Origin of the sequence: Mesorhizobium kowhaii, from assembly GCF_042431665.1 — a bacterium.
Lineage (GTDB): Bacteria > Pseudomonadota > Alphaproteobacteria > Rhizobiales > Rhizobiaceae > Mesorhizobium > Mesorhizobium kowhaii.
The window spans coordinates 67,885-94,057 of record NZ_JBHLYT010000001.1 but is presented as its reverse complement, the minus strand read 5'-3'; the positions used below and the strand labels follow the sequence as shown (position 1 = coordinate 94,057).

At 62.1% G+C, this 26,173-nt stretch carries 21 protein-coding genes and 3 pseudogenes; 14 read left to right on the top strand and 10 right to left on the bottom strand.

Annotated elements, in window-relative coordinates; translation table 11 throughout:
• Nucleotides 1-77: 77 nt before the first annotated feature.
• Together pncB and gcvA are read right to left on the bottom strand one after the other, a co-directional pair.
• Nucleotides 78-1,382, bottom strand: coding sequence for a nicotinate phosphoribosyltransferase (pncB, locus tag ACFFNA_RS00475; protein ID WP_378914754.1), 1,305 nt, complete (start codon nucleotides 1,380-1,382; stop codon nucleotides 78-80).
• A gap of 148 nt (nucleotides 1,383-1,530) precedes the next feature.
• On the bottom strand, nucleotides 1,531-2,505 hold the full coding sequence (gcvA, locus tag ACFFNA_RS00470) for a transcriptional regulator GcvA (RefSeq protein ID WP_378914752.1): 975 nt from the start codon (nucleotides 2,503-2,505) through the stop codon (nucleotides 1,531-1,533).
• Nucleotides 2,506-2,771: 266 nt separating this feature from the next.
• Here gcvA and speB point away from each other — a divergent pair, with 266 nt between their 5' ends.
• From speB to ACFFNA_RS00430, 8 genes are all read left to right on the top strand, one after another.
• Nucleotides 2,772-3,833 carry an agmatinase gene (gene speB / locus ACFFNA_RS00465; RefSeq protein WP_378914750.1) on the top strand — a complete coding sequence of 354 codons (1,062 nt, stop codon included), beginning with the start codon at nucleotides 2,772-2,774 and terminating at the stop codon, nucleotides 3,831-3,833.
• Between the two features lie 80 nt (nucleotides 3,834-3,913).
• The gene (locus ACFFNA_RS00460) at nucleotides 3,914-4,723 is read left to right on the top strand and encodes a transporter substrate-binding domain-containing protein (protein ID WP_111545178.1); all 810 of its coding nucleotides are present in this window, start codon (nucleotides 3,914-3,916) and stop codon (nucleotides 4,721-4,723) included.
• Nucleotides 4,724-4,729: 6 nt separating this feature from the next.
• On the top strand, nucleotides 4,730-5,386 hold the full coding sequence (locus tag ACFFNA_RS00455) for an amino acid ABC transporter permease (RefSeq protein ID WP_378914747.1): 657 nt from the start codon (nucleotides 4,730-4,732) through the stop codon (nucleotides 5,384-5,386).
• Nucleotides 5,383-6,030: an amino acid ABC transporter permease gene (locus ACFFNA_RS00450; protein ID WP_378914745.1), complete on the top strand. Its 648-nt coding sequence runs from the start codon at nucleotides 5,383-5,385 to the stop codon at nucleotides 6,028-6,030. The genes ACFFNA_RS00455 and ACFFNA_RS00450 overlap by 4 nt, the downstream gene beginning before the upstream one ends.
• Nucleotides 6,031-6,103: 73 nt before the next feature.
• On the top strand, nucleotides 6,104-7,192 hold the full coding sequence (locus ACFFNA_RS00445) for an ABC transporter substrate-binding protein (protein WP_378914743.1): 1,089 nt from the start codon (nucleotides 6,104-6,106) through the stop codon (nucleotides 7,190-7,192).
• A gap of 181 nt (nucleotides 7,193-7,373) precedes the next feature.
• Nucleotides 7,374-8,411, top strand: coding sequence for an ABC transporter ATP-binding protein (locus ACFFNA_RS00440; protein WP_378914741.1), 1,038 nt, complete (start codon nucleotides 7,374-7,376; stop codon nucleotides 8,409-8,411).
• A complete protein-coding gene (locus ACFFNA_RS00435; protein WP_378914739.1) occupies nucleotides 8,408-9,262 on the top strand; it encodes an ABC transporter permease in 855 nt (284 codons plus the stop codon). Before ACFFNA_RS00440 ends, ACFFNA_RS00435 begins: the two co-directional genes overlap by 4 nt.
• Nucleotides 9,259-10,062 (top strand): ABC transporter permease, encoded by an 804-nt coding sequence (locus ACFFNA_RS00430; RefSeq protein ID WP_378914737.1) that lies wholly within the window; start codon nucleotides 9,259-9,261, stop codon nucleotides 10,060-10,062. Before ACFFNA_RS00435 ends, ACFFNA_RS00430 begins: the two co-directional genes overlap by 4 nt.
• A gap of 628 nt (nucleotides 10,063-10,690) precedes the next feature.
• Here the strand turns inward: ACFFNA_RS00430 and ACFFNA_RS00425 are convergent.
• Genes ACFFNA_RS00425 through ACFFNA_RS00415 form a run of 3 tightly spaced genes read right to left on the bottom strand, consistent with a single transcriptional unit; the run spans nucleotide 10,691 to nucleotide 13,711 of the window.
• Nucleotides 10,691-11,377, bottom strand: coding sequence for a DUF1254 domain-containing protein (locus ACFFNA_RS00425; protein WP_378914735.1), 687 nt, complete (start codon nucleotides 11,375-11,377; stop codon nucleotides 10,691-10,693).
• Nucleotides 11,378-11,402: 25 nt separating this feature from the next.
• Nucleotides 11,403-12,905, bottom strand: a complete 1,503-nt coding sequence (locus ACFFNA_RS00420; protein ID WP_378914733.1) for a DUF1254 domain-containing protein — start codon at nucleotides 12,903-12,905, stop codon at nucleotides 11,403-11,405.
• Nucleotides 12,906-12,946: 41 nt separating this feature from the next.
• On the bottom strand, nucleotides 12,947-13,711 hold the full coding sequence (locus tag ACFFNA_RS00415) for a transporter (protein ID WP_378914841.1): 765 nt from the start codon (nucleotides 13,709-13,711) through the stop codon (nucleotides 12,947-12,949).
• Nucleotides 13,712-13,990: 279 nt separating this feature from the next.
• Between ACFFNA_RS00415 and ACFFNA_RS00410 the strand changes: the two genes are divergently transcribed.
• Both ACFFNA_RS00410 and ACFFNA_RS00405 read left to right on the top strand, forming a co-directional pair.
• A complete protein-coding gene (locus ACFFNA_RS00410) occupies nucleotides 13,991-14,998 on the top strand; it encodes a helix-turn-helix domain-containing protein (RefSeq protein ID WP_378914731.1) in 1,008 nt (335 codons plus the stop codon).
• 24 nt (nucleotides 14,999-15,022) lie between these two features.
• Nucleotides 15,023-15,242, top strand: a pseudogene (locus tag ACFFNA_RS00405) (amino acid ABC transporter permease); the annotation flags it as partial.
• Between the two features lie 96 nt (nucleotides 15,243-15,338).
• Here ACFFNA_RS00405 and ACFFNA_RS00400 read toward each other — a convergent pair.
• The 3 genes and pseudogenes from ACFFNA_RS00400 to ACFFNA_RS00390 all read right to left on the bottom strand — a co-directional run.
• Nucleotides 15,339-15,602 (bottom strand): annotated as a pseudogene (locus ACFFNA_RS00400) (IS30 family transposase); the annotation flags it as partial.
• Nucleotides 15,603-15,632: 30 nt separating this feature from the next.
• Nucleotides 15,633-18,989, bottom strand: a complete 3,357-nt coding sequence (locus tag ACFFNA_RS00395) for an adenylate/guanylate cyclase domain-containing protein (RefSeq protein ID WP_378914729.1) — start codon at nucleotides 18,987-18,989, stop codon at nucleotides 15,633-15,635.
• 144 nt (nucleotides 18,990-19,133) lie between these two features.
• Nucleotides 19,134-19,421, bottom strand: coding sequence for a hypothetical protein (locus tag ACFFNA_RS00390; RefSeq protein WP_378914727.1), 288 nt, complete (start codon nucleotides 19,419-19,421; stop codon nucleotides 19,134-19,136).
• Nucleotides 19,422-19,584: 163 nt separating this feature from the next.
• On the opposite strand from ACFFNA_RS00390, the gene ACFFNA_RS00385 reads away from it, so the two are divergent.
• Both ACFFNA_RS00385 and ACFFNA_RS00380 read left to right on the top strand, forming a co-directional pair.
• On the top strand, nucleotides 19,585-21,018 hold the full coding sequence (locus ACFFNA_RS00385) for a LuxR C-terminal-related transcriptional regulator (RefSeq protein ID WP_378914725.1): 1,434 nt from the start codon (nucleotides 19,585-19,587) through the stop codon (nucleotides 21,016-21,018).
• A gap of 37 nt (nucleotides 21,019-21,055) precedes the next feature.
• A pseudogene (locus ACFFNA_RS00380) lies at nucleotides 21,056-21,179 on the top strand (IS110 family transposase); the annotation flags it as partial.
• Nucleotides 21,180-21,572: 393 nt separating this feature from the next.
• Here ACFFNA_RS00380 and ACFFNA_RS00375 read toward each other — a convergent pair.
• Nucleotides 21,573-23,006, bottom strand: a complete 1,434-nt coding sequence (locus ACFFNA_RS00375; protein WP_378914723.1) for a LuxR C-terminal-related transcriptional regulator — start codon at nucleotides 23,004-23,006, stop codon at nucleotides 21,573-21,575.
• 252 nt (nucleotides 23,007-23,258) lie between these two features.
• Between ACFFNA_RS00375 and ACFFNA_RS00370 the strand changes: the two genes are divergently transcribed.
• The gene (locus tag ACFFNA_RS00370) at nucleotides 23,259-23,465 is read left to right on the top strand and encodes a hypothetical protein (protein WP_378914721.1); all 207 of its coding nucleotides are present in this window, start codon (nucleotides 23,259-23,261) and stop codon (nucleotides 23,463-23,465) included.
• A gap of 51 nt (nucleotides 23,466-23,516) precedes the next feature.
• Nucleotides 23,517-24,401, top strand: a complete 885-nt coding sequence (locus ACFFNA_RS00365) for a DMT family transporter (protein ID WP_378914719.1) — start codon at nucleotides 23,517-23,519, stop codon at nucleotides 24,399-24,401.
• Nucleotides 24,402-24,618: 217 nt separating this feature from the next.
• Here ACFFNA_RS00365 and ACFFNA_RS00360 read toward each other — a convergent pair whose 3' ends face one another.
• Nucleotides 24,619-26,022: an MATE family efflux transporter gene (locus ACFFNA_RS00360; RefSeq protein WP_111545164.1), complete on the bottom strand. Its 1,404-nt coding sequence runs from the start codon at nucleotides 26,020-26,022 to the stop codon at nucleotides 24,619-24,621.
• Nucleotides 26,023-26,173: the final 151 nt, after the last annotated feature.

Below are 26,173 nucleotides of genomic sequence, written 5' to 3'. Positions count from 1 at the left end.
CCCCTCGAGGGGGAGATGTCCGGCAGGACAGAGGGGGGCGCGAAGGAACTCGAACTATGGAGGAGTTCCATCACCCCTCACACCTTGACCAATTGCTCCACGCGGTCCTTTTGACCGAAGATGCGCAAATAGCGCTCGATCTCTTTCTCGTCGCCGGTTGCCTTGGCCGGATTGTCGGAAAGCTTGACCGCTGGCCTTCCATTGGCCTCGGTGACCTTGCAGACCAGCGATATGGCGTCCAGGCTGTTGGTTTCGGTTGGCGCGCAGCCCTCGAAATCATTGGTGAGGTTGGTGCCCCAGCCGAACGACATGCGCACCTTGCCCCTGAAATGGCGGTAGGTCTCCTCGATCGTCTCGACCTCGAGCCCATCGGAGAAGATCAGCAATTTCTGCCGGGGGTCCTTGCCCTTGTCGCGCCACCAGGACAGGATTTTCTCGCCGCCCTCGATCGGCGGCGCACTGTCGGGACGAAAACCGGTCCAGTCGGCCACCCAGTCCGGCGCGTCGCGCAGGAACGAGGCCGTGCCGAAAGCATCGGGGAGCACGATCAGCAGATTGCCGCCATAATAGCGCTGCCAGTCCTGCAGCACCTTGTAGGGCGACTGCTTCAGCTCTTTTTCCGAGTTGGCAAGCGCCGCGAACACCATCGGCAGTTCATGCGCGTTGGTGCCGAGTGCTTCGAGGTCGTTGTCCATGGCCAAAAGCACGTTGGAGGTGCCGGTGAAGGCCTCGCCGATGCCTTCCTTCAACGCCTCGACACACCAGCGCTGCCACAGGAAGGAATGGCGCCGGCGGGTGCCGAAGTCCGAAATGCGGATGCCGGGCAGCGCCTTCAGCCGTTCGGTCTTGGCCCACATCTTGGCCTTGGCGCGGGCATAGAGCACATCGAGCGCGAAGGGGCCGAACGCTCGCATGGCGGCGCGCGAGCGCAACTCGTTGATGATGGCGAGCGCCGGAATTTCCCAAAGCGTGGTGTACATCCACGGCCCGCTGAAGGTGAGCTCATACTGGCCGTCACGCTTCGACAGTTCGTATTCCGGTAGCCTGAAATTCTCCAGCCAGGCGAGGAATTCCGGTTCGAAGATCTGCTTGCGGCCGTAGAAATTGTTGCCGCCGAGCCAGATCATCTCCTTCTTGCTGAAGCGCAAGGTGCGGGCATGGTCGAGCTGTTCGCGCAGTTCGCCCTCATCGATCTCATCGGCCAGCCGCACAGAGGTGGTGCGGTTGATCAGCGAGAAAGTCGTGTCGACCTTGGGGTACATGCCCCAGATCATCTGCAGCATCAAAAGTTTGTAGAAATCGGTATCGAGCAGGCTGCGCACGATCGGGTCGAGCTTCCAGGTGTGGTTGTAGACACGCCGCGCAATATCGGTCTTAGCCATGTTTCAACACCGCCTTCGCTGCCTGCTACTCACAACCGCGACAGGCCTCATAGCATCGAATTGGCCAAAACGCTGCCCGGTTTCAGGCTGGCCCGACAAAAAGAAAACCCTGCATGCCTCGGCCGTCGCCGCCAACGACAGGCCGGTGTCAGCTCCCGGTTCTGCCGCCGATGACCCTGAGCGCCGGACGCTTGCGGCGGGTGACGACGCGGCCCGCCACCGGCGCATCGGCGCGGCCGTCATCCTGCGCCTTCTCGGCAAACAGCCAGTCGATGAACAGCTGCACGATCGGCGTCGACTTCATCTCGTTGCGGCAGACGACGTAGAAATCGTCGACCGCCGGCACCGACAGGCTGAACGGCGCCACCAGCATGCCCCTGGCCAGCAGCGAGCTCGCCGTCACCGAATCGCCCAGCGCCACGCCGTGGCCGTGGACCGCGGCTTCAACCGCCATGCGTGCGTCGCCGAGATGATGGCGGCGGCCGCGCTCCAGGTCCAGCGCATCGGCGGCCGCCAGCCAGGTATGCCATTCGCGGCCGTCGTCGCCATGCAGGAAGACATGGTCGGCGAGATCCCGCACGCTGCGGATCGGACGGTTGTTGATCAATGTCGGGCTGACCACGGGAAACAGTTCGAGCCCCGACCATTTGCGCATCCAGCAATCGGTCCAGCTGCCGTCGCCGTAATGCACGCAGACATCGATCTGCGGCGCACGGATATCCTTGGCGTCGTTGGAAGGGATCAGCGTCAGCCTGATGTCAGGATATTGCGCCATGAAACTGCCGAGTCGCGGTGTCATCCACAGCAAGAGCAATGCCGGCACGCAGGAGACGGAGAGTGTGCCGCTGCTCGCGGGCCTTGTCATGCGCTGCGTGGCGGCGGCGATGCCGTCGAAGGCGCTCGAGACCGCCGGCAGCAGCTCGGCACCATGTGGCGTCAGTTTGACCCGCTGGCCGGCGCGTTCGAAAAGCTTGACGCCAAGCGACTGCTCGAGCGCCTTGATCTGGTGGCTGATGGCGCCATGCGTGACATTCAGCTCACTCGCCGCCTTGGTCAGCGAGCCATGGCGGGCCGTGGCCTCGAAGGCGCGCAGCGGATTCAGCGGTGGCAGGCGCTTGGCCATGGGCATCCATTGAAGCACGATCCCGAAAAGTGGAGGCCGGTTTTCGGATGAGATCGTGCTCGGAGTTGATTGTGAGATTTTCTCACAGCCAACACCGTAACAATATCAATTGATTTTTCAAAGCGGCTGCCAGACACTTTGGTCCGGAACAGCATCAAGACGTGAAATCTGCAGGCAGCCAGCGGGACAACGACCCGGCCGGATGACGGTCGGTTCGCCAAGGTCACCGGCGGCCGCACTGCATCAACCCGGCAGGAGGAGCGGACATGGGTTACGATCGCGGCAAGCTCGACGCGTTGCGTCGCAAATATGGCGAGAGCCATGGCGGCGAGATGTTCGACCCGAAGTTCCGGCGCGTCGCCGACAAGATCTTTTCCAAGACCGGCACGCGGCTGGCGCCCTATTCCGGCATCCCGACCTTCCTTGCCGCGCCCTACCGCGAAATAGCAGCCGACAATCCGGATTTCGGCGACCTGCAGGTGGCGATGATCGGCGTGCCGATGGACCTCGGCGTCACCAACCGGCCGGGCTCGCGCTTCGGGCCAAGGGCGCTGCGCGCCATCGAGCGCATCGGCCCCTACAATCACGTGCTGGAATGCGCCCCGACGCATGAACTTCGGGTCGCCGACATCGGCGACACGCCGTTCCGCAGCCGCTACCGGCTCGAGATCAGCCATGAGGATATCGAGCGCCGCACCAACCAGATCGTCGATGCCGGCGTCATCCCGCTGTCGATCGGCGGCGACCATTCGATCAGCCACCCGATCCTGAAGGCCGTCGGCAAGAAAGCCCCGGTTGGCCTGATCCACATCGACGCCCATTGCGACACCAGTGGCCTGTTCGACATGACCAAGTTCCACCACGGCGGGCCGTTCCGCAACGCGGTGCTCGACGGCGTGCTCGATCCGACGCGCACGATCCAGATCGGCATCCGCGGTTCGGCCGAATATCTGTGGGAGTTCACCTACGAGTCCGGCATGACCGTTGTCCATGCCGAGGAGGTGACGGGCCTCGGCATTCCCGCCATCATCGAGAAGGCACGCAAGATCGTTGGCGACGGGCCGACCTATGTCTCCTTCGACATCGACAGCGTCGATCCGGCCTTCGCGCCCGGCACCGGCACGCCTGAGGTCGGCGGGTTGACGACGCGCGAAGTGCTCGAACTGCTGCGCGGCCTGAAGGGCCTCAACATCGTCGGCGGCGACGTCGTCGAGGTGGCGCCGCAATACGACGCGACCACAAACACGGCGCACGCCGCGGCACAGGTGCTGTTCGAGATCCTGAGCCTGATGGTGTTCAGCCCGACGATATCCGGCAAGGGAGCCTGATCTTTAGAAAAGCAAAGGCGGCCGCCGTGCTGGAGCCAGCGGCCGACCCAAACAAACAAAGCCTCCAGAGGGGAATAAAAATGACGATCCGTATCACACTCAAATCATCCATCGCCGCCGTTCTGATGCTGGGAACCGCTGGCCTCGGCTTCACCACACAGGCTGCCAATGCCGACGCGCTGGCAGACATCACCAAGGCCGGCACCATCAATGTCGGCGTCTTCGCCGATTTCCCGCCCTTCTCCTCGGCCAGCGCCGACATGAGCCTCAAGGGCTATGACATGGATGTCGCGCAATACATTGCCGACACACTCAAGGTGAAGCTCAACCCCGTCGCCGTCACCGGCCAGAACCGCATCCCGTACCTGAACGACCATCGCGTCGACCTCTTGATGAGCGTCGGCTATTCGAAGGAGCGTGAGCAGGTGATCGACTTCGCTGCTGCCTACGCGCCCTACTACATCGCCGTGATCGGTCCGGCGGCGCTGGCGGTCAAAGGCAAGGAAGACCTTGCCGACAAGTCGATCGCCGTCAACCGCGGCACGCTCGAAGACACCTCGCTGACCGAAGCAGCACCCGCGTCGGCCGACATCAAGCGTTTCGACAACTACAATTCGGTGATCCAGGCCTTCATCTCCGGCCAGACGCAGTTGATGGTCGTCGGCAACGATGTCGGCGCGCAGGTGCTGGCCAAGCAGGACGTGCTGAAGCCGGAGCAGAAGTTCCAGCTTTTGACCTCGCCTTCGCATATCGGTCTCAACAAGAATGAAGACAGCCTGAAGAAGGCGGTCAACGACGCCATCGCCAAGATGCTGGCGGACGGCAAGCTGGACGCAAGCTCGCAGGCCTGGCTGAAGACGCCGCTCAACCCCGACAACCTCAAGGATTGAGCTCCGGTGGCCTTTGCCTGGCTTCCAGGTGCTGCGAGCCACATAGCGCGCGGAGCGGTCACGACGATCCTGTTGATCGCCGTGACCACGCTGGCGGGAACGTTTCTCAGCATCCTGGGTGCCGCGGGACGGCGAAACGGCCCCGTGCTGCTCAAACGGGCGATCGCCTGGTATGTCGAGGTGATCCGCAACACGCCGTTCCTGGTGCAGCTGTTCTTCATCTTCTTCGGACTGCCCAGCCTCGGCATCAGGCTCGATCCGGTGCTGGCCGCCATCCTGGCCATGACGCTCAACATGGCGGCCTACACCATCGAGATCGTCGGCGCCGGGCTTGACGCGGTGCCCGGCGGACAGACGGAAGCAGCCCTGGCGCTGGGCTTGAGGCCACGCCAGGTCTTCATCAAGATCGTGCTGCCGCAGGCGCTCAAGGTGATCTTTCCGGCGCTGACCAGCCAGATCGTCATCATGATGCTGGAGTCCGCCGTGGTGTCGCAGATCGCGGTACGCGAGCTTACCTACGAGGCCGATATGCTGCAGGCACGCACGTTCCGTTCCTTCGAGACCTATCTTGTCGTGACGATGGTCTATCTCGCCCTGTCGATGGCGTTGCGCCGGCTGTTGGTCACGGGCGGACGCCGCGTCCTGGGGGCTGGCGTGTCATGATCGAATTCACCTTCTGGGACATCGTACGCAACCTGCTGCTCGCCGCCCGCTGGACGGTGCTGCTGTCGCTGGCCGCTTTCGTTGGCGGCGGCGTGGTCGGCATGGTCGTGCTGTTCTTCAGGATCGCCAAGAATAAATGGAGCCAGCGCCTTGCGTCAGGCTATATCGCGCTGTTCCAGGGGACGCCGCTGCTGATGCAGCTGTTCCTGATGTTCTTCGGCCTGCCGATGCTCGGGCTGCGCATCGAGCCATGGACGGCGGCGGTGCTCGGCCTCACCTTCTTCGCCAGTGCCTATCTCGCCGAGATCTGGCGCGGCGGCGTCGACGCGCTGCCGCGTGGCCAGTGGGATGCCGGCGCCAGCCTCGGCCTGCACTATCTGCAGGAGCTGAGGCTGATCATCCTGCCGCAGGCGTTCTCGATCACCCGCGCGCCGACCGTCGGGTTCCTGGTGCAGCTTATCAAGTCGACGGCGCTCACCTCGATCATCGGCTTCGAGGAACTGGTGCGGACCTCCAACGCCATCAACAATGCGACCTTCGAGCCCTTCAAGGTCTACGGGCTGGTGGCGCTGATCTTTTTCGTCATGTGTTTTCCGCTGACGCAATACGCGCGTACGCTCGAACGACGCGCGGCCGCTCACTGAGCCGCAAAAAAGCGGCGAGCAACGGAATTAAGGGAACCAGCCGGGGATCCGGCATAAACAGAGGAGAGACCAGATGAACAGATTGATCGCAACACCCGTCAGCCGGCGCAGCGTGCTTGGCGCCGGCCTGGCGACGGCCGGCGTGCTCGCCATGCCGTCGATCCTGCGGGCGCAGGACAAGTCGCTCAAGGTCGGCGTCTACGGCGGCTACTTCAAGAAATCCTTCGACGAGCACGTCTTCCCCGACTTCACCAAGGCCACCGGCATCGCGGTGGAATCGGTCGCCGAGCCGACAGGCGAGGCGTGGCTGGTGCAGCTCGAACAGGCGGCCAAGGCCGGCCAGGCGCCGGCCGATCTTTCGATGATGTCGCAGACCTCGACGCTGAAGGGCCAGTCGACCGAACTGTGGACGCCGCTCGACACCTCCAGGTTCAAGCATTACGGCGACCTCTTGCCCCGCTTCATCAACAAATATCCGGATGGCCGCGTCGCCGGCATCGGCGCGGTGGCCTGGTGGATCACGCTGGTCTCCAACACCGATGTCTACAAGGAAGCGCCAACCTCCTGGGCGGCGTTCTGGGACAAGGCGAACGAGGACAAGCTCGGCCTGCTGGCGCTCGCCTCCAACTCGTTCCTGCTCGAAGTGACGGCCAAAACCTTCATGGGCGGCACCAATGCCCTCGACACCGAGGAAGGGTTGAACAAGGCGTTCGAGAAACTTGCCGAGGTCAAGCCCAATGTGCGCCTCTGGTATCGCGACGAGGCGCAGTTCGAACAGGCGCTGAAGTCGGGCGAAATACCGATGGGCCAGTATTATCACGACGTCACCGGCCTCGCGATCGCCGACGGCTTCCATGTCCGCACCACCTTCCCGAAGGAGGGCGGTATCCAGGACTCCGGCAACTGGGTCCTGTCGCGCGCTTCGACCAAGGTCGACGAGGCGCATGTCTTCATCGACTATATGAGCCAGCCGTCGATGCAGGGCGTGATGTCGCGCAAGGTCGGCACCACGCCGACGCTGAAGAAGGAGGTGCTCGACCTGACGCCGGCCGAGTTCGCATCGGTGTCGTCGGAGATCGAGCCGATCATTCCGCGCTACGACCTCTATACGTCGAAGGCCGACTGGATCAACCAGAAGTGGACGGAACTGATCGTCGGCTGAGCCAAACCGCATGCAGCCTAAAGCGCGTCGCGTTTGATCGGATTCAGGCGCCGCGCTCTAGGTCTTTGTTTCATGCATGTCGTTGCCCCAAAACCGGGAGCCACTTTTGGGCGACATGCATTAGCCGGCCGCCGGGCAGTATCCGGCGGCCCTTGCAGCGCAATGCCCGAGAGAGGTGACCATGTCCGGACTTGATATCAACGCCATCACCAAGGCCTTCGGCAATTTCATCGCGGTCGACAATGTGCGGCTCAATGTGCCGCATGGCACCTTCGTCTGCCTGCTTGGACCATCCGGCTGCGGCAAGACCACGCTGCTGCGCATGATCGCCGGGCTGGAGGAGCCGACCAGCGGCGCCATCGTGCTCGACGGCGAGGACATCACGCCGCTGCCGACCCACAAGCGCAATCTCGGCATGGTGTTCCAGTCGCTGGCGCTGTTTCCGCATCTTTCGGTCGGCGACAACATCGCCTATGCGCTGCGCATCCGCGGCGCCTCGAAGGAAGAGCAGAAGAAGCGCGTCGACGAGTTGCTGACGCTGATCCATCTGCCCGGTTTTGCCGACCGGCCGGTGGCGAAACTGTCTGGCGGCCAGCGCCAGCGCGTGGCGATCGCCCGTGCCTTGGCGCTGTCGCCGAAGCTGTTCCTGCTCGACGAGCCGCTTTCGGCGCTCGACGCCAAATTGCGCGAGGCCATGCAGGTGGAATTGCGCCAGCTGCAGCAGCGGCTGGGCATCACCACCATCGTCGTCACCCACGACCAACGCGAGGCGATGACCATGGCCGACCTGGTGGTGGTCATGGGCAACGGCAGGATCCTGCAGGCAGCGCCGCCGATCGAGATCTACCGCAAGCCGGCCGACGCCTTCGTCGCCGATTTCATCGGCATCACCAACCTTCTACCGGCCGAGGTCGACAGCGCCGGGCGCACCACCATCCTCGGCACCGCCATTCCGGGCCTCGCCATGCCGGCCGGCGTCACCAAGGCCTCGGTGTCGATCCGTCCCGAAGACGTGCATCTGGGCGAACCCGGCAGCCGCGCCATCACCGGCCAGGTGACCTTCGTGCGTGACCTCGGCGGCACCATCGAAACCTTCGTCGAGGTCGGCGGCACCAGCATCATCGCGGTGGCGACGCCGCGCGAAAGACCCAACGTCTCTGTCGGCGCAAAGGTCGGCGTCATCCTGCCCCCCGAGAGCTGCGTGGTGCTCGGCTCATGAGACGCGAAGTCCCGAAATCATTCGCCGACTATACGCCGCTCTTGTTCCCCGGGCTGATGCTCGTGGTGTTCTTCGTCGTGCCGTTCTCGACGATGATCGCGGTCAGCTTCTTCAAGCGCAATCCGGCCGGTTTTTACACGCCCGATTTCGTCATCGACAATTATGCCCGGTTCCTGACCACCTTCTTCGCCGGCGTGCTCGGCTTTTCGCTGATGCTGGCGGTGCTGGTCGCCGTCTGCTGCGTCTGCATCGCCTTTCCGTTCACCTATCTGCTGACCAAGCGCTCGCGCCGGGTGCAGACGCTGTGGCTGGTCGGCCTGTTGTCGGTGCTGTCGCTGTCGGAAGTCATCATCGGCTTTGCCTGGTCGACGCTGTTTTCGCAGACGGCCGGCATCACCAATCTCTTCGTCGCGCTCGGGCTGATGGACAAGCCGGTGGCGCTGCTGCCGACCTTCGGCGCGGTGCTGGCCGGCATGGTTTACCAGGCACTGCCCTACACCATCCTGGTGCTCTATCCGGCCCTGGTGCGTCTCGACCCGACGCTGCTCGAAGCCGCCCGCACGCTCGGCGCCTCGCCGGTCAAGGCCTTCTTCAACGTCGTTACCCCGGCGCTGCGCAACACCATCGTGGCGACGCTGATCATGGTCTTCGTCTTCGCGCTCGGCTCCTATCTGCTGCCGCAGATCCTCGGCCGTCCGCGCCACTGGACGCTGTCGGTGCTGATTACCGACCAGGCGATCTACCAGTCCAACATGCCGTTCGGGGCGGCCATGGCGGTCTTCCTGGTGCTGATCTCGCTGGCGCTGGTCGGGCTGATGCTGCTTGTCGGGCGCAAGGAGAACGCACTATGACCGCTACCTTCCTTCGCCGGCTCTATTTCACCGTCGTGGCTTTGTTCCTGGCCGCGCCGCTGATCGTTGTCGCTGGCGTCTCGGTCAACGCGCGGCAGGAATTGACCTTCCCGCCGAAAGGCTTCTCGCTCGCCTGGTATGGTCAGATATTTGCCGATCCGGAATGGCGGCTGGCGCTGATCCATTCGGTGACGCTCGCCGTCTGCTCGGCGGCGATCGCGGTCGCCATCGCGCTGCCGCTCGCCTGGTTCCTGTGGCGGCGCATCGCGCCCTGGGCGAACATCTTCCAGGTGCTGGGGCTCGCCCCTTTCATCCTGCCGCCGGTGATCACCGCGCTCGGCTTCCTCACCTTCTGGGCGACGGTCGGGCTGTTTGGCCAGTTCTTCACCGCCATCATCAGCCACGCCATCTTCTTCGTGACGCTGCCGCTGGTGACGCTGTCGCTCGGCTTCGCCTCGATCGACCGCTCGCTGGTCGAGGCCGCCGCGACCATGGGCGCCAACGACCGCGCCGTGCTGAAGACGGTGGTGCTGCCGCTGATCCTGCCCTATCTCGTCTCCGGCTACGCGTTTGCCTTCGTGCTGTCGCTCAACGAATACATCGTCGCCTACATGACGATCGGTTTCACCACCGAGACGCTGCCGATCAAGATCTTCAACGCGCTGCGCTACGGCTACACGCCGACCATGGCTTCGGTGTCGGTGTTCTTCGTCGCGGTGGCAGCGCTGGTGTTCGGGTCGATCGCCAGGTTCGGCGACATCCGCAGGCTGCTCGGCGCGATGTCGTCCGAGGGCAACTAACCGAGAATGAAAAACGGCCGCCGGGCACCGGCGGCCGTTTTTTGCTTTCGGGGAGCTGTCCCGGCGGCTAGTCCAGCGCCCGACTCCCCCTTTTGGTCGTTGACGACTTCAGGATTCGTCAGCTTTTGACCCGAAGCAGACTCTCACAGGTGAAGGCGCGCATGACCACTTTGCGCCTCAATGTCGGCCATAGAGGCAAATTTCGTCTCCACCCAGAAGCAGACATCGCGGATAACTATGCTGCAGTTGGTAGTTGCGCCAGTTCTAGAACTTCCATCTCCCGGCGGCGGTCAATGCTTGAGGCACATGGTATTGCCTTTCCTTTGTTTGCCGTTCTCTGCTCATGAATGTCCGCGCTGCCTTCCCAGAATGGGTCTTTTCCCTTCGCGGACTGTACGTCGTGAGGCCCTCAAAGGGCTTGTATATTGCGTGAGAGCCCAGAGACAGAAGGCAAGTTACGTGGGCAAGCGCATATTTCGAGGCTGCACTAGCTTCCATCAGGGCATCCTCGAAAGCGCATCGAGTGGCCCCGGAAGCTGGATGCCAGGATACAAGTCTTGAATTTTGCGAACGGTTTCGCGCGCTCCCGCGACATTCCCGGAAGCTACCTCCCACAAGCCGAGCAGCATCAAAACATCAGATTTTTCTTGGCCGTCCGCCTGATGAGGTCGACCACGGGTTTGGGGTCGCTGTTCTGCATGAAGCTGCGGCCGAACGCGAGCACGCGGCTGGTTCTGGAACGTGCGATATAGAATCCACCTTCGGGCACCGGTCCGTCGTAGCCGGGCGGAAGGATCAGATACCTCCCGCCTTCGCCGCGGTCCGGTCCAGGACCGCCGAAATCGACCACCCAACGAAACCACATGTCGTCAATCAACCCAAGCGATCCGGGCGGCGCTTCGAACACCATTGGGCCTTTGCTCAGGTCGATGAAGCCGTGGAAATAGATCGTGTCCGCATTGGCCGTCAGGTACAGCGACTTCGCGTCCATCAGCTCGGAGAAGAGGATGATTTCGTTGTCCTTGACTCCCGCTTCGAGCAATCCTTTGCGCATGTCGAATATGTTGACGCCCTGGTAGGTATTCATGAATGCGTCAAACGCGTGCACGAAGTCGAGGTTTTCGTAAACCTTGTCGAGCGTAGCCTTGCTCGGCATGCCGTCCTTGAAATCCAGCGTGCCGAGCCGTGTCTCGACGGAATCGGGTGTAACAATGGACTTGGGTATGTCCGTTTCGGCGCTGGCTGCCATTGTGGTGACGATAAGCGCCAGTACGGCTGCAGCGGTGACCAGCACTTTGGGCTGCGTGGTTTTCATCTGAAGCTCCTCACAATCTCTTGCGTCATTTCACCAACTCAATGTCCGCCAGCTTCCAGGTCCCGTCGTATAATCCTTCCTTGGGGCTGTAGAACCGCATCATCGGGTAGAAGCCTTTGCCGGGGACCGTCTCGATCCAATTGGCTTCCAAACCCGCGGGCGAGGTTCCGGCGGGTCCGAAATAAAGGTCAATGGAGCCATCGGCGTTGGTCTTGAGCTTGTCGAGCGACGAGCGGGCAGAGTCGTTCGGGGAGTTCTTGATCATGGCACGGGTCGCGGTGTCATAGAGCGTCAACGACCAGAACTGCTCGGCCGGTGCGTTGGCGGGCACGCGCAGGCGATAAGACTTTCCGCCGTCGAGGCGGTTACCGTCCTTGTCCTTGAACGCCTGGATGTAGTTTCCGCCAGGACCGGCCTTCATCACGCCTAGCGCGGGCGTGGTATAGATCGCACCATAGGTGTAGTGCAGCCGTTCATCGATTTGCCCATACGTATCGGTCTTCTGGATGGGATTCACCTGGAACACCCAGTGCCACCTCGTTCCGGGAAACGGCTCGACTCCGAGACCTTCCCCGACCTGGTGGAACCGGTCGGGTCCTTCGAACAGCATCACGCGGCCCATGGCATCGCCCATCCGTGCAGCCTCCTCGAGGATGGCCTTTTGCCGTTCGTCGGGCTTGAACTCCTTGCCCTTCTCGATGCCCAGCGGCTTGAGCATGGCCAGGTAAAACAGGTCCCGTTCCTGGACAGGGTTGTTGTTGATGTATCCCGAAAGCCGCTCCCAGAATGCCATCCCCTCGGGCGGAATCGTGTCGGAATCCCTCCCCGACATGGAGAAGAATTTGTTCGCCTTGGGATTGCTGCTCTCGCTCAGCGGATAGACCTTGACCTGCTTGACGTTCGCGACGGCGGCGTCCTTGTCGTCGTTCTGAACGATGCCGCGAATCATGATGTTGTGGTTGTTCGTCGTTGCCTGAACGACGAAATAGCCGGCCTGCGGAGTGTCGCCCTTGTAGCCGGGCGGGAGCAGGAGAAACTTCCCGCCTTTCCCGCGGTCGGGCCCGGGCAGGCCGACGTCGGTGAGCGATCTCTGCCAGAAGTCGTCGATGATTCCGACGATCGCGCCGGGCGGGATCTCGACGACGACCGGTCCCGACTTTCCAAGGTCGACGTTGGTCAAGCCGTAAATGGTGGTGTCGTTGGCGGTGAGCCAGACGGCCTTCGGGTCGGCATAGTTGTCGGCGATGACGAAGTCGTTGAGATCAGCGCCGAGGTCGCGTTTGGCCCCGATGCGGATGGACTCGAACGAAACCGCCGGATAGGCCCACAAGTAGGCTTGCACGGCCCGCTGGTAGTCGATCTCGTCGAAGACCTTGCGCGTCGTCTCCTCGGTTGGAAACCCCTGCTCGAAATTCAGCTTGCCGATGCGCGTGTCCACACTGCCTGGCGTCTGCGCGTACGCGCCCGTGAAGCTCAGCGCACCGAAGACTGCGGCTGCGGTGAGACCCCGTGTGTAGAATATCGTCATTGTGGTGCTCCTCCGTGGATCGTTTGTCGTATTCGCCCCAATCATTTTTTCGGAAACAGGAGTGTGATCGCGGTGCGGAAACCGAAACCGTCGGGTCCGCCGTCCGGGCTCTCCGCCCAGTAGCGCACACCCGCGGTAAGGCTGATCGGCTGCTTGTCGATGACGACCAGCTTCGAGACCTGGAAGTTGACTGGGACCGACCATTGGTGCGCCTCCCAATTGTAGGTGCTCTCGGTGTTCAGCGTGAAGGTCCAGGCGTCCTTGGTCGTGTAGGAGACGAAGGGCTGCAGGAAGCTGGAGTTGATGTCGCTGCGATCGCTGTCGCCGGCAAACGACCAGATGTGGTTGGCCAGCATGCCGACCGTCCAGCCATCGAATTGCTTCAGGACCACGGCTGTCGGTCCCGCTCCCCATTTTCGGCCGCCAAGCAATTCGTCGGTCGCGGTGGGCAACAGGAACACCGGGCCGACGCCCCAGATGATGCCGCTTGCGGTGGGCTTGGACGGCGCGAAGAACAGGCTTTCGGATATGTCGCCGAGGCCGAACTGGTCGCCAGATGGTCCTGCAATGTCATGCTGCCAGGCGATCGGCACGATGGTGCGCGATATCAGGTTCCAATCGTCGTTCAGCGTGAACGGGATAACCGGCTGGACATTGACATAGGCCTTTTGGCCATCGTTCGGCCCATAGCCACTATCGTAGTTGGACTGGAACGGCACGCTGATCAGCGACGCGATCGGGTTGGACAGCTTCTTGGCGAGATCCTGGGTATTGTCCTCGGCCCAGGCACCGGTGCCGAAGAGCATGGCCGGGAGCAGGGCCGCGATGGTTCCAAGATGAGAGTCGCGCGATAGGAATCCCAAGCCAACCTCCGTTTGAAACGGCTCCCGATTGCCATGATTAAAAGGTTCGATGCTGGCTCTCTCGATCCACGCAGGGCCAGGATCTGACTTGACGGTACGCGCCACCAAGGCGGGCCGCTATCCGAATCCTGCAGCGGCGAGCAGCCGCAGATGCCGTTGCGGTAGCCGATCGAGGTGAGGTCTGATAATAGAGACTTGGATGAGCCCGCAGAGGGAATGCCAATGGGGTGGCCGGTCGGTGGTGACAATCGTCGGATAGAGATCCTGGCTTCCGTCAAGGCCCGCTACACGGACTTCGACATGATGGCCGCGAGTGCGGTCGGCTGGGATCAGAAATACGACCATATCGGCCGCGGCCGCTTCGAAGGCAGCTTGAGCATGGTCGTCCTCAACACGCTGCAGATCGGACGAGAACGCTGGAAACCGGGGATCATGCAGCGCGGCAGCGCGCCGGCACGTTGCTGGTTCGTCGGCCTTCCGATCGTCGCGGAAGGATCGCTGCATGTGCGCGGGCGGCAAATTGCGAGCGGTCAACCGGTGCTGGCCGGGCCTTGTGACGACATTGCTTTCATCGCAAATGGCCATACCGACCTGGCTCAGGCGGTCATTCCGGTCGACCAGATCGAGCACTGGATGCAGATTCGCCGAGGCGCACCTGGCCTCGACAGGAAGTATCTGGACCGACCGTTCAAGATGGCCGAGCAGGAGATCGTCAAGCGTGGGACCGCCCTGGCAAGACTTCTGCGGTCGCTGCTCAACGGCGCCGACGGCGCCATCCTACCGGACGCCTTGACAGCTATCGAAGACCAGATCGTCGATGTTGTCCTCGGCATGGTGCCGTCAACCGATGTCGCGGAACCGCTGCACCGGCGCGCGCTTGTTGCTATGAAGCTGAGGGACATGCTGCTGGGCCATGTCGAGGCGCCCGTGAACATCAGCGCAATGTGCGAGGCATTGGGAGTGAAAGAACGCACGCTCTTCGTGGCCTGCGTGGAGGCCTTTGGCCGTCCCCCCAAAGCCATGCTGCTCGAACTGCGCCTCAACGCCGTGCGCCGGGCTCTCACCCACCCTTCCTCCGAGCGGACGGTGACAGATGTGGCGTCACGGTTTGGCTTCTGGCATTTCGGCCACTTCTCCGGCGAGTACAGTCGGCAGTTCGGTGAACTGCCCTCGATCACGCTCGCCAAGACGCTGGGTACAGGTCGGGCGCCCGTCGCAACGCGGCACTGAATCCTGCCCTGGTTTTGGGGTGCCCGCGCGTCGACCGTCGGCTTCCTGATGCAGCTTATCAAGTCGACGGCGCTCACCTCGATCATCGGCTTCGAGGAGCTGGTGCGGACCTCCAACGCCATCAACAATGCGACCTTCGAGCCCTTCAAGGTCTACGGGCTGGTGGCGCTGCTCTTTTTCGTCATGTGCTTTCCGCTGACGCAATACGCCGCGTACGCTCGAGCGACGCGCCGCGGTCCGCTGAGCCGAAGGCATGTTGTGTTGACCGCCATCGACGGCGGCTACAAGCCAGTAAGCTGTCCCGCGGTTAGCGCTCGAATGCCTCCTTTGGGTGGCGGGTTCAACCGATCGCTGCAACACACTCAGCGAACTTCTCCGCTGGGGTCTTATAGAGCAAGGTCTTTCTGGGGCGTTCGTTGAGCTGCCGCGCGATGGCGCTGAGCTTAGCCTGGCTATGCAAGAACAGGTCGGTGCCACGCGGTAGATATTGGCGCAGCAATCGGTTGGTGTTTTCGTTGGAGCCGCGCTGCCATGGCGACCGAGGGTCGCAAAAGTAGACCTCAACGTTAGTGGCCAGGGTCAGTCGCTGATGCTCGGCGTGCTCGGTTTGATCTTGGTGCTTCTGAAAGTGCATCTATCTAAATTGATCGAGTAGTTCCTTTGCTTCGACGAGGTCGCGCGTATCGCGACCTTCGGTAAACCAAGCATATACAGGAGTCAGCAGGTCGCGAGCCTCTTCGTCTCGGTCCCGAGCGTGGCACAGCCGCGCGAGGCTAAGAGCCGCCCGCAACTCCAGCGATTTCGTGCCTTGGTCACAGGCTAGGATCAGGGCCTTTCGGAACCAGCTTTCGGCGGTATCATCTTGGGGATTTTGCTGGAGCAGGAGTTCACCCTTGGTGCGGAACAGCTCAGGCACAAGATGTTTCGAACCGAACTCTGCGACGATATTCAACGCCCTATCCAATAGAGGCAGCCCTTCGCTTGCCCCACCACACTCGCCGCAGGCCCGCGCCAGAACACAGAGGTTGTGTTGCAAGCCAGCTCCCGCACCCATCGCTGTGATAGCTGCAAGTCCCTCGCGCATCTCCCGGATGCCATCCACCAAATACCCCTCTTCAGCGAGCGCCCAGCCGAGTTGGAATCTGCCCTCGGACATCTCGCGCCGCAGGCCGAATTCCTTTGACAGCGCGATTGATTTGTCTAGATAGCGGCGCCCTTCGGCGGGTTCGCGCCGCAAGAGATGAAGGTCGGTCAAGATCGACTGCGCCATCGCCATCGTAAAGGGATGAGATACTCGTTCGGCCAAGGTTACGGCTTCTTGGCAACGGACAAGGGCTTGGTCAGGATAACCGCGAAGCCAAAGCATCAGCGCAGAAAAGTTCCTGCAGCAGACGCCTGGGTCGTGTCCGGTATAAATGTAAGTCAAGCGATGATCCCGATCGGGATCGTAGGTCGCGATACCATAATCTAAATGGTGTTCGGCGGCAGTGTAGTCTCCGATGTAGTATTTGGTGGCCCATTGCCGATGATGTGCCTCGAGGAGTAGGGCCTGGTCGCCGGATGCCCGCGCGAGATCCAGGCACTGAAGGCCGAGTTCGTCAGCGGCGGGCAAATTGCCGGAAATCATGTGGTACGAGGCTTCACCACAGAGCGCGACGAACAACTGGTCCGTGTCACCCAGTTTCTCGGAAAGCGTACGGGCTTCGGAGAAGGCCTGCAGGACCTCCGGCGCTGCAAAGCCCCTGGTTGCCATCATGGTCACGCCCAATGCCGTCTGGAGATGAATCTCCTGTCGCAGGCGACTCTCTGCGTCCGGCAAGGACGCAACCAGTTCGAGTCCCTTGCCTAAGTTGGCAATCGCCTCAGGATGGGCCGATCGCTTCAGGGCTTGTTGGCCAGCCTTCAGCCAAAAGTCGACGGCTTGCTGAGGAAGGCCGCCGGCAGCGTAGTGGTACGCCAGCGTCTCAGGTTCGGCCTCGACGATCTCGCGGAACTGCGCCTCCAGCTCTGACGCGATGCTGGCGTGGATGTGTTGCCGCCGGCTTTTCAGCAGGCTCTGATAGGCAGTGTCCTGGACCAATGCATGCTTGAACGTGTAGGTCGCCTCGGGCGGGACGCCGCGCCGAAAAACGAGTTCGGACTTTTCAAGTTGCTGCAGGATGCCCTCGAGCCGGGCATTATCGTAGCCGGTCACAGCAGCCAGCAGACGATGCTGGAAGACACGGCCGATGCAGGCGCCGATCTGTGCCACCTCCTTGACCGGAGCGAGCCGGTCGAGGCGGGCCATCAACGAATCGTGCAGCGTCGACGGGATCGCAAGGAAGGGCAACGTCCGCGACAGGATATAGTGGTCGCCTTCATCGGTAAGGAGGCCGGACTCGAGAACAGTCTTCGTCAGTTCTTCGACGAATAGGGGCACGCCCTCGGTCTTGGCCAGAATTTGGTTTCTAACGTCGGTGGGCAGCATCTTGCCACCAGCCACCCGGTCGACGATCGCTGATCCCTGATCGTGATCAAGGCGTCTAAGCGATACCGCGGTGACGTACGATAGCGGCGTCCACCGTGGCTTGAACTCAGGGCGGAAGGTGATGATGAGAAGAACCGGCACGCTTTGTAGGCCGTCGATCAGCATGTCGAGCCATTCGCTGGTCGTCGGGTCGATCCAATGGGCATCCTCGATAATCATCAGAACCGGCTGTCGCGCCGCGAATCCTTCGAGTAGTTGGAGCAGGGTTGTCAGCGTACGTGATTTACACGCCTGCGGTGTCAGCTTCAGGGGCGCATAGCGGCCAAGGGTATCGATCGACAGCAACTCCGCCAACAATGGTGCCGTTTCGGCAATGTCGGGGACAGCCTGTCCCAACAGAGTCTGGAGCTTGTCGAGCTTCGTCTCCGAACTGTCGCTGCGCACCAGTCCCGCAGCACGCTCGAGCTGCTTGATCACCGGGTAGAGCGCGCTGTTCAGGTGGTAGGGCGAACAGAAATAGCGCAACCGGGCGTGCGGCTCGGCGCTCAATCGCTCTTCCAGCGCGGCTATCAGTCGCGATTTGCCGATGCCCGGTTCACCAGACAGCAATACCGCCTGGCCGTTTCCTGCCCGAGCCTGCTGCCAGCGTTGAAGCAGAAGCTCGAGTTCCTCGGATCGCCCCACCAGAGGCGTCGCAACTCCATGCAGCGCATCAAAGCGCCCCTCCGTGTCGGCCTCGCCGATAATACGCCAGGCGCGGATGGGAGTTGCGAAGCCCTTGAGCTGGCGGTGGCCGAGATCGATCATGTCGAACAACCCGACGACCAGCCTGTGCGTGCCGCCGGCAATCACGACGGTGTTCGGTTCGGCCAGGGCCTGCATGCGTGCCGCAAGGTTGGGCGTTTCACCGACGACCGCTTCTTCCTGCGCTGACCCTTCGCCAACCAGGTCGCCGACCACGACAAGGCCGGTGGCGATGCCAATGCGGGCTGCAAGAGGTTCGCCCGATGGCGTCGTCTGGCTAGCGGTCGCCGCTGTTGCCGCCAGGCTTGCGCGCACTGCCCGTTCAGCATCGTCTTCATGCGCCCTGGGCCAGCCGAAATAGGCGAGCACGCCATCGCCCATGAGCTTGGCAACAAAACCCTCGTAGCGTGCAATCTCCGCCGACACCGCACTCTGGTAGGCACGGATGACGTCGCGCATTTCCTCCGGATCGAGCCGCTGTGACAGCTCGGTCGACCCCACGAGGTCGATGAACACCACGGTCAGCTGCCGCCGCTCGGCCTCGCGTACAGGCGCCGCTGATCCCGGAGCGGACACGGAACTCGCGGGCGACATGGTGTCGTCGTCCAATGCGGAAATCGCCGCCAGAACCTTGCGACGCGGGCCGACGGGTAGGCCCAGCTCCCTCAGGTCGTCTTCCGTGAGATGCCGAAGTGCATCGAAATCAACTTCGTTCGCGCTGAACGCCTCAATGTACTTGTCGAGCCCAAGGCGGGCCAGCCAAGAGGCGATCTCCGGCATGATGCTAACCTCGCTGGCCGGAAATCTATCACGACCGTCGCGCGCCGGACAGCAACACTCTACAATTCATATCTTCGCTTTCGGAGCAAACACACACCCAAGGTGGCCTAGGCGAATGTCGGCTCGCACCGCTTTTCCGGACCTTCAAGATCGCGAGACTGAACGGCAGCCTTGGGTCATGGGCGTGAGTTCGGCTGAGCGGAAGCGAACTTCCGCTAATGGGATGAACCGGCTGCTTCGCCGGCGGGTTAGTCTGCAAAGACTGTTGCCCGCGAAGGGAAGGAGAAGCAGTCCATAGAAACCCGAGCAGAGATCGCAGCGCCGACGACGATCGGCATCGACATCGGCAAGGAGGTCTTTCATATCGTCGGTTTCGACGCCGACGGAAAGATTGCCTTCCGTCGGAAGATCAAACGGCTGGCGCGCAGCCATACGGCGATCCGCGACCCGTTGACGTTCCTGTGGCGATAAATGAACGGTCGCATTGGCGGAAAGCTGCCGTTCAGTTCGGAGTGCAAATGCAGCATTTCGATCATGCAGCCAAGAAAACTGTGCTAAAGTTTCCCGGAATTCTGCTGATCCGATACGTGAAATAATGCTCCAACATGTGGATCCAACAAAGCTGCTGCAAGCGCTTTCCGAGCGTGAGTGGGTCGTTGCCGCCAAGTTCGCCGAGGGTATGTCCTATCGGGAAATTGGCAGGACATTGTTCATATCGCCCGCCACGGTCAGAACGCACTTGTCCACGATCTATCGGAAGCTTGGCGTTTCCAGCAAAACGGCGCTGGCCGCCCTCTTTGCGGATCACCGTAATAAATCCGAACAATCTCTTGCCCATGCTCGATCCGGGCCATCGGTCATGGCCGTCCTACCGTTCGACAACCTTGGCTCGGACGAGCGTTGGAACCGCTTGGCGGACGGCTTGTCGGCGGACATCATTGCCGATCTCGCGCGCTATCCTGACCTTGCCGTCATCTCCCGCCAGACCATGCTTTCATACCGGGGGAGGGGCGGCGACATCCGGTCCATCGGGCGCGAACTGAACGCAGACTATGTCCTTGAGGGAACCCTGCAGGCCGCCGGAGGTCAGATCCGCGTCTCCGTGCAGCTTGCCGATGCCGGCAGCGGAGCCGACCTTTGGTCGGCACGGTACGATCAGTCGGGCGACGACCTGTTCGCGATGCAGGATATGGTCACCGAAAACGTCGTCAACGTTCTGGCCAGTTGCGGCGGGAGACTGGTGAAGTTCCGGCGGGATGTCGTGCGGCGCAAGCCTCCGGCGAATTTGCAGGCATATGATTGCTATCTGCTCGGCGCCGAGCAGCACGACCTCTACACCCGGCTCTCCAACGCGGAAGCAATCCGTCTTCTATCCAAGGCGGTGGAACTCGATCCCGGGCTCTCGCGAGCATGGACCTTGCTCGGACTCGCCTACAGCGTCGGGGCGTTCAATGGCTTTATCGGCGACAGGGCCGCTGCAATGCAGCGATTTGCGCAGTGCATGGAAAGGGCGCTGGAGCTTGATCCGGGCGATACCGATGCGCGCCTTTGCATTGCGTCACTTTGGGCTTTGCAGGGAAATTTCGACGCCGCTCTCGATGAGCAGGACCGAATCCTCTCGGCCGCGCCCCACTGCGCCGATAACCTGGCCATGCTCGCGGGAAATCTGGCGTTCGTTGCTGGCGACCCACAGAAGGGCTGCGAACTTGCGAGCCGGGCGATCCGCTACAATTCCCAAGTCTCCTGGTATCACGGAATGCTTGGCCGATGCTGTTTTGTCTCTGGCCAGTACAAGGAGTGCCTGACGGCCTTCCACCAGGCTCCGGCCCACTCGCCTGCCACCCTGCTGTTCCAGGCGATGGCCTGCGCGCTGATTGGGGATGAGGCCGGAGCGAGCAAGATCGCAGGGCGACTGCGCACCGAGTTCCCCGAGTTCACTCCAGAGGGGTTCATTGTGGGATATCCGGTCACAAATCCTGTGGCCATCACCGCGATCCGGGAAGGCGCAAAGCGGGCGAGTTTGGCCTGAGGTCCAGTGGTTCCGGCGTGCAGGTTTGGATATCTCAATGGAAGAGACATATGTCTGCTGTCTGCGTGCTCGATCGTAAGGGTGCAGTCGTTCACGAAGCGAGGACAATGTCGACGGCTGAGGCGATCATTGTGTCGCTGGCGAAGGCTCCGGCATGCCGGCTCGGCGCGGGGCGATGGACTAGTCACTCCAGTTTCCAGTTTGGGTCAAAGCGGTGAGTTCCGCTGAAGATCCGCTATTTGGGAGAAAATTTGGGCCTGGAATGTCCGACTAGGGTCAGGTTTTGCCGTTTGAGCCGGCCGCCGGAACGGGCAACTAGCGCCTATGTCAGTCATTAAAGTTACCTGTGCCACTGCCTTAAAGCGGATATTACCGGCGACCGCTCTGGAGACCGCGGGTGCGCCATTTCGAGACGCTTGGACAAACGTACTGCCGTCACCAAAGGCCGCTTCCGTGATGTTGATATCGATGACGCCTCCAATCTCTTTCACCGCGTTCTGGATCAGCACCGCATAGTCAGCGATCGTCTCGGGTTTTCGGAATTGGGCAGAACCCTAGGGGAGTCTTGCCAGTTCGGCGCCGTGGCGGATGGCAAGCAACGCGTCCGGGTTCTTCACGGGGTAGCCTGCGATGAAGCGTTCGACCGAAAAGCTTGGAAAGTCAGCTTTCAGGCGGGCTGCGATCCTGGCCGCCTCGCCGGTCTCGCCCATGGCCGCATGCGCAAGCGCCAGGAACATCAGCACGTCCGGCGACTCGGGCAAGCTTCTGCGCAGCGCCGCAATGGCCTCCTCATGCCGGTCGGCGGCGAACAGGACGCGGCCCTGCATGCCGAAATACCAGGGCGGGGCCAGTGGGTTGAGGCGCATCGCACGCTCGATGAGCGGGATCGCCTCGGACGGATCGCCGACGACAAGAGCTCTGCATCCGGCCAGCAGCGGCAGTATGCCGGCATGGTGGGAGCCGTATTCGAAAGCGCACCGATACGCACGCTCCGCCCCATCGAGGTCGCCGACGCATGCCCTGAGATTGACAAGGCAAGCATGGGCGCAGCTGTCGCTCGGGTCGAGCCGCAGCGCCGTTTCGGCCGCGGTCCGCCAGTTCTCGATCGATGTTGGCAGATCGTCTCCGAAGCCGTTGCAGGCCTCGATCGAATAGGCATAAGCGAGTTCGGCCCAAGCGTTGGCGAATGTAGGGTCGAGCTCCAGCGCGCGTGAAAACAGTCGGATTGCCTCTGCAGTGCCGGAGCGGCTGACCGTGGTGTGCTGTTCGATGGCAAGCAGATAGCAGTCATAGGCCCGCAGGCTGGTCGGCGGCTTGCGGCGAACCGCATTGCGGCCGACCGTGGCCAGCGTTCCGTAACTACCGACGAGTTCGTTGATGATGCTTTCGGTCAGGCTGTCCTGGAGCGCGAAAATATCCTCGACCGGGCGGTCGTAACGCTCCCTCCACAGGCTGACGCCGTTGCGTGCGTCGGCAAGCTCTATCGTCAATCGAACCCTCTGGTCGTCCGCGCGCAATTGACCCGACACGATATAGGCGACGCCGAGCGCCTTGCCGTCGGCCGCGAAATCGGCGGGCTTGCTGCCCAGCGATTTCATCGTGTGGAAAGCGATGACGGGCAAACCCGCGTATCGTGCCAGGTCGATGGTGATGTCAGACGACAGGCCGTCGGCAAAGCGGCGCCAGCGCTCTTCGGAATTCAGGCATTCGATCGGGAATATGGCGAGCATCGGCGCGGCGTCGGACAGACGTGCCTCCGACGGCGCGCCGGAGGCATCGGTAAAGTGCGCCGCGAGCCCGATCTTGTTACGCACCCCAAGTTTTTCGTAGATGGTCGCAAGGTGGGTGCGAACAGTGGTCGGGGCAATGAAAAGCGCCTTGCCGATCTCCCGATAGGTCAGGCCGGCTGCAAATTTTTCCGCGACCGCCCGCTCGCGAGCCGACAGGGCATCGAGAGCCTGAGCTTTCGAAGCATCGCTGGGCAGCATGGTGGACCCCGTCTCTGGAAGAGACCTCCTTCCCTGGCGGAAGAATACTACAAATGCAGTAGGCCGAATACCGCATCTGCCCGATGCCGCCGCAGGCTCACACGGTGCAAGCTTCCCTAACGGCAACAAGCATCAGGCAAGGGGGATTCCATGCGTTCTGTATCCATAGTGCTGGCATGCACGGTCTTGGGTTTTTCCGCCCCACCGTCGCCTTCGTTCGCAAGCGGGTGCCGACAGTTGCTGGAATCAAACGTGAAAATCGCCAGCATGCGCCTATATGCCGACATCCTGGCCAATGCTGCCCGCAAGGGCTGGAACTACACGCCTGAATCGATCGTCAGCGGCTCAAAGCGGCACTTCGAGGAGATGAGCCTCCAATTGATCGAAGCCGGTTATGAGATCGTCCCCGTCGGCGCTCGCCCATATTGCAACCAGTTGAACAAGCTGGCCGGCGGTTAGCTAGATCACCGATCCGCCCCTTTGCGGCGCAAGCTTTGCCAGGACATCGATATGTCGAAGGTGCAGGCCAACTGTCTGCTGCTGCTTGCCGCCGCCTTTTGGGGGTTCGGCAACGTCGCGCAGAAGACTGTGCTGGATCATCTCGATCCGTTCAGCGCCGTAGGCATGCGCTGCCTGATCGCGGGACTCTTGGCCGCGCCGCTGATGATGCTCGAACGGGGGAGGAAGCTTGAGCCGGGCTACTGGATGAGTCTTATCAAAGTCAGCGCGCTGTTTTCAATTTCCATTGCCATCCAGCAGGTCTCCTATCTCGGCACTTCGGTCACCAATGCGAGTTTCCTGGTGAGCACGGCAACGGTGATGACCCCTCTTGCGGCGTGGCTCCTGATCGGCGAACGACCGACCGCGGCCGTCGGACTTGCGGCGTGGGTGACGTCGGTCGGCGTGCTACTTTTGTCCGGCGGATTGACCGCCAGCTTCAGTCAGGGCGATCTCGCAGCGATACTATCGGCCGCATGCTACGCGCTTTGGATGGTCGAACTCGGGCGCCATATGCAGACCCACGGCGCTCCAGTCACTGCCGCCGCTCAATTCCTCGGCGCTGCCGTCATCACCCTGCCGCTTGGCGCCCTTCACGGCAATCTATCGATGGCAGCGATCAGCGACGCGGCTCCAGAACTCGCGGTGCTCGGCATCTTCTCGACCGCGGGCGCCTTCGGCATACAGACGATCGCCCAACGGTTCACGTCCGCCAGCCACGCCGCCGTGATCGTCAGCGCAGAGAGCGTGTTCGGAGCGATTGGCTCGGCCATGTTTCTAGATGAGCGGCTGTCGTCGGTCGGGGCGCTCGGGGCTGCGATCGTACTTGGAGCAATCATCTTGCTGTCGCTGTCAGTGCACAGATCCGAAATTGCCAAGCCAGTGGCGGCAGAGTGAGAAACCATCCCCTTGGCAAATCAAGTGGAGGGGTGGCCATGAGCGACGTAAACAGACCGTCATGGTCTTGGGGATCGAACAAGGGGGGGAATGGGCGCGAACCCGTGTTTGGGACTAATGGGACGCTTAGCGGACGTTCGCGGCAGTTCTGAAGGCGCCGTTTATTGAGCCACAATGTTGGGACATAACGGCCGCCGAACCAGCGGTCGTCTTGCTTTCAATGGCCGAAGGCGAGCGGCGGCGCCAGGCGATCCCGGCGCAGCCAGCGCGCCAGCAGCAGCGCCGCCACCACGGCCAGCCCCGACGACAGGCCGATCCAGATGCCGACGCCATGGAAGCCGAAATGGAAGGCGAGCAGCACGCCGAGCGGCAGGCCGACGCCCCAATAGCCGATCGCGGCGTAGATCATAGGCACCTTGGTGTCGTGCAGGCCGCGCAACATGCCGGCGGCCACCGCCTGCGCGCCGTCGAAGATCTGAAACAGGGCTGCGAAGACCAGGAACGACACGGCAAGCGCGATCACCCTGGCATTGGCCGGGTTGGCGAGATCGATGAAGGCGCTGATCAGGAGATGCGGCCACAGGATCATCACCAGCCCCATCAGCGCCATGAACGAAACGCCGATGACAAAGGCGGTCCAGCCGGCGCGGGAAACGCCTTCCGGATTGCCGGCGCCGTGCGCCAGGCCGACGCGGACCGTCACCGCCTGGTTGAGGCCGAGCGGCACCATGAAGCTGATCGAGGCGATCTGGATGGCGATTGCATGCGCGGCTAATGAATCCGCATCGATCAGGCCCATCAGCAGCGCCGCGGCGTTGAAGATGGTCACCTCGAAGGCCAGGATGCCGGCAATCGGCAAGCCGAGCCGCAGCAGGCCCTTGAAGCGTGGCCAGTCGGCGCGCCAGAAGCGCCCGAACAGATGGTAGCGTCGGAACTTCTTCTCCAGCATCACCACAACCGCCATGCCGCCGAACATCAGCGTGCTGGACAGCGAGGTGGCAAGGCCCGAGCCGGCAATGCCCATCGCCGGCACGCCGAGATTGCCGAACATGAACACCCAGTTGAAGAAGACGTTGCAGGCGACGGCGACGAAGACGATGACCAGCGCCCAGCCCGGCCGCTCCAGCGCCGAGATGAACGAGCGCAGCACGATATAGCCATAGAACGGCAGCACCGCCCATTCGAGCCAGCGCAGATAGATCCCGGCCTGATGTGCAAGCGCGGGTTCCTGGCCCATCGCCAGCAGGATGGCCTCGCCATGCCAAAGCACCAGCCAGATCGGGATTGAGATCAAGATCGCCAGCCACAGGCCCTGGCGCACGGTGCGGCGCAGGTCGCGCACCGAATGGCGGCGGCGGCCAAGCTCGGTGGCCATCATCGGCGAGGTTGCCAGCATCAGCCCGAGCCCGAAGATCAGCGGCATGAAATAGAGGTTGGCGCCAAGCGCGCCGCTGGCCAGCGTATCCGACCCCAGACGACCCATCATCATGACGTCGGTGGTCGTCATCGCGGTCTGGCCGAGATTGGTCAGCACCATCGGCCAGGCGAGCGCCAGTGTCGCCCTGATTTCCTGACGCCAAAGATTTTCCGGCGCGCGAGCGCCGGCTTCGATCGCAGACATTGTTCCGCTCTTTCCAAGTGCGGCACGTCGGGATCGAGCCGGAAGCCGCATTTCAAACGGCAAAACCTTCGGTTTCGCGGCGTTTGCGCCAGCTTTTGGACGAAACGCGACATGAAGGCAAGGGAGGAGGGGCCGGAACAGATTGAGCCAG

Excerpts from the sequence above, each read along its gene's own strand:
- pncB (WP_378914754.1), bottom strand. The coding sequence starts at position 1,382 with ATGGCTAAGACCGATATTGCGCGGCGTGTCTACAACCACACCTGGAAG.
- gcvA (WP_378914752.1), bottom strand. The coding sequence starts at position 2,505 with ATGGCCAAGCGCCTGCCACCGCTGAATCCGCTGCGCGCCTTCGAGGCC.
- speB (WP_378914750.1), top strand. The coding sequence starts at position 2,772 with ATGGGTTACGATCGCGGCAAGCTCGACGCGTTGCGTCGCAAATATGGC.
- ACFFNA_RS00460 (WP_111545178.1), top strand. The coding sequence starts at position 3,914 with ATGACGATCCGTATCACACTCAAATCATCCATCGCCGCCGTTCTGATG.
- ACFFNA_RS00450 (WP_378914745.1), top strand. The coding sequence starts at position 5,383 with ATGATCGAATTCACCTTCTGGGACATCGTACGCAACCTGCTGCTCGCC.
- ACFFNA_RS00445 (WP_378914743.1), top strand. The coding sequence starts at position 6,104 with ATGAACAGATTGATCGCAACACCCGTCAGCCGGCGCAGCGTGCTTGGC.
- ACFFNA_RS00440 (WP_378914741.1), top strand. The coding sequence starts at position 7,374 with ATGTCCGGACTTGATATCAACGCCATCACCAAGGCCTTCGGCAATTTC.
- ACFFNA_RS00435 (WP_378914739.1), top strand. The coding sequence starts at position 8,408 with ATGAGACGCGAAGTCCCGAAATCATTCGCCGACTATACGCCGCTCTTG.
- ACFFNA_RS00430 (WP_378914737.1), top strand. The coding sequence starts at position 9,259 with ATGACCGCTACCTTCCTTCGCCGGCTCTATTTCACCGTCGTGGCTTTG.
- ACFFNA_RS00425 (WP_378914735.1), bottom strand. The coding sequence starts at position 11,377 with ATGAAAACCACGCAGCCCAAAGTGCTGGTCACCGCTGCAGCCGTACTG.
- ACFFNA_RS00420 (WP_378914733.1), bottom strand. The coding sequence starts at position 12,905 with ATGACGATATTCTACACACGGGGTCTCACCGCAGCCGCAGTCTTCGGT.
- ACFFNA_RS00415 (WP_378914841.1), bottom strand. The coding sequence starts at position 13,711 with ATGCTCTTCGGCACCGGTGCCTGGGCCGAGGACAATACCCAGGATCTC.
- ACFFNA_RS00410 (WP_378914731.1), top strand. The coding sequence starts at position 13,991 with ATGGGGTGGCCGGTCGGTGGTGACAATCGTCGGATAGAGATCCTGGCT.
- ACFFNA_RS00395 (WP_378914729.1), bottom strand. The coding sequence starts at position 18,989 with ATGCCGGAGATCGCCTCTTGGCTGGCCCGCCTTGGGCTCGACAAGTAC.
- ACFFNA_RS00390 (WP_378914727.1), bottom strand. The coding sequence starts at position 19,421 with ATGGCTGCGCGCCAGCCGTTTGATCTTCCGACGGAAGGCAATCTTTCC.
- ACFFNA_RS00385 (WP_378914725.1), top strand. The coding sequence starts at position 19,585 with ATGCTCCAACATGTGGATCCAACAAAGCTGCTGCAAGCGCTTTCCGAG.
- ACFFNA_RS00375 (WP_378914723.1), bottom strand. The coding sequence starts at position 23,006 with ATGCTGCCCAGCGATGCTTCGAAAGCTCAGGCTCTCGATGCCCTGTCG.
- ACFFNA_RS00365 (WP_378914719.1), top strand. The coding sequence starts at position 23,517 with ATGTCGAAGGTGCAGGCCAACTGTCTGCTGCTGCTTGCCGCCGCCTTT.
- ACFFNA_RS00360 (WP_111545164.1), bottom strand. The coding sequence starts at position 26,022 with ATGTCTGCGATCGAAGCCGGCGCTCGCGCGCCGGAAAATCTTTGGCGT.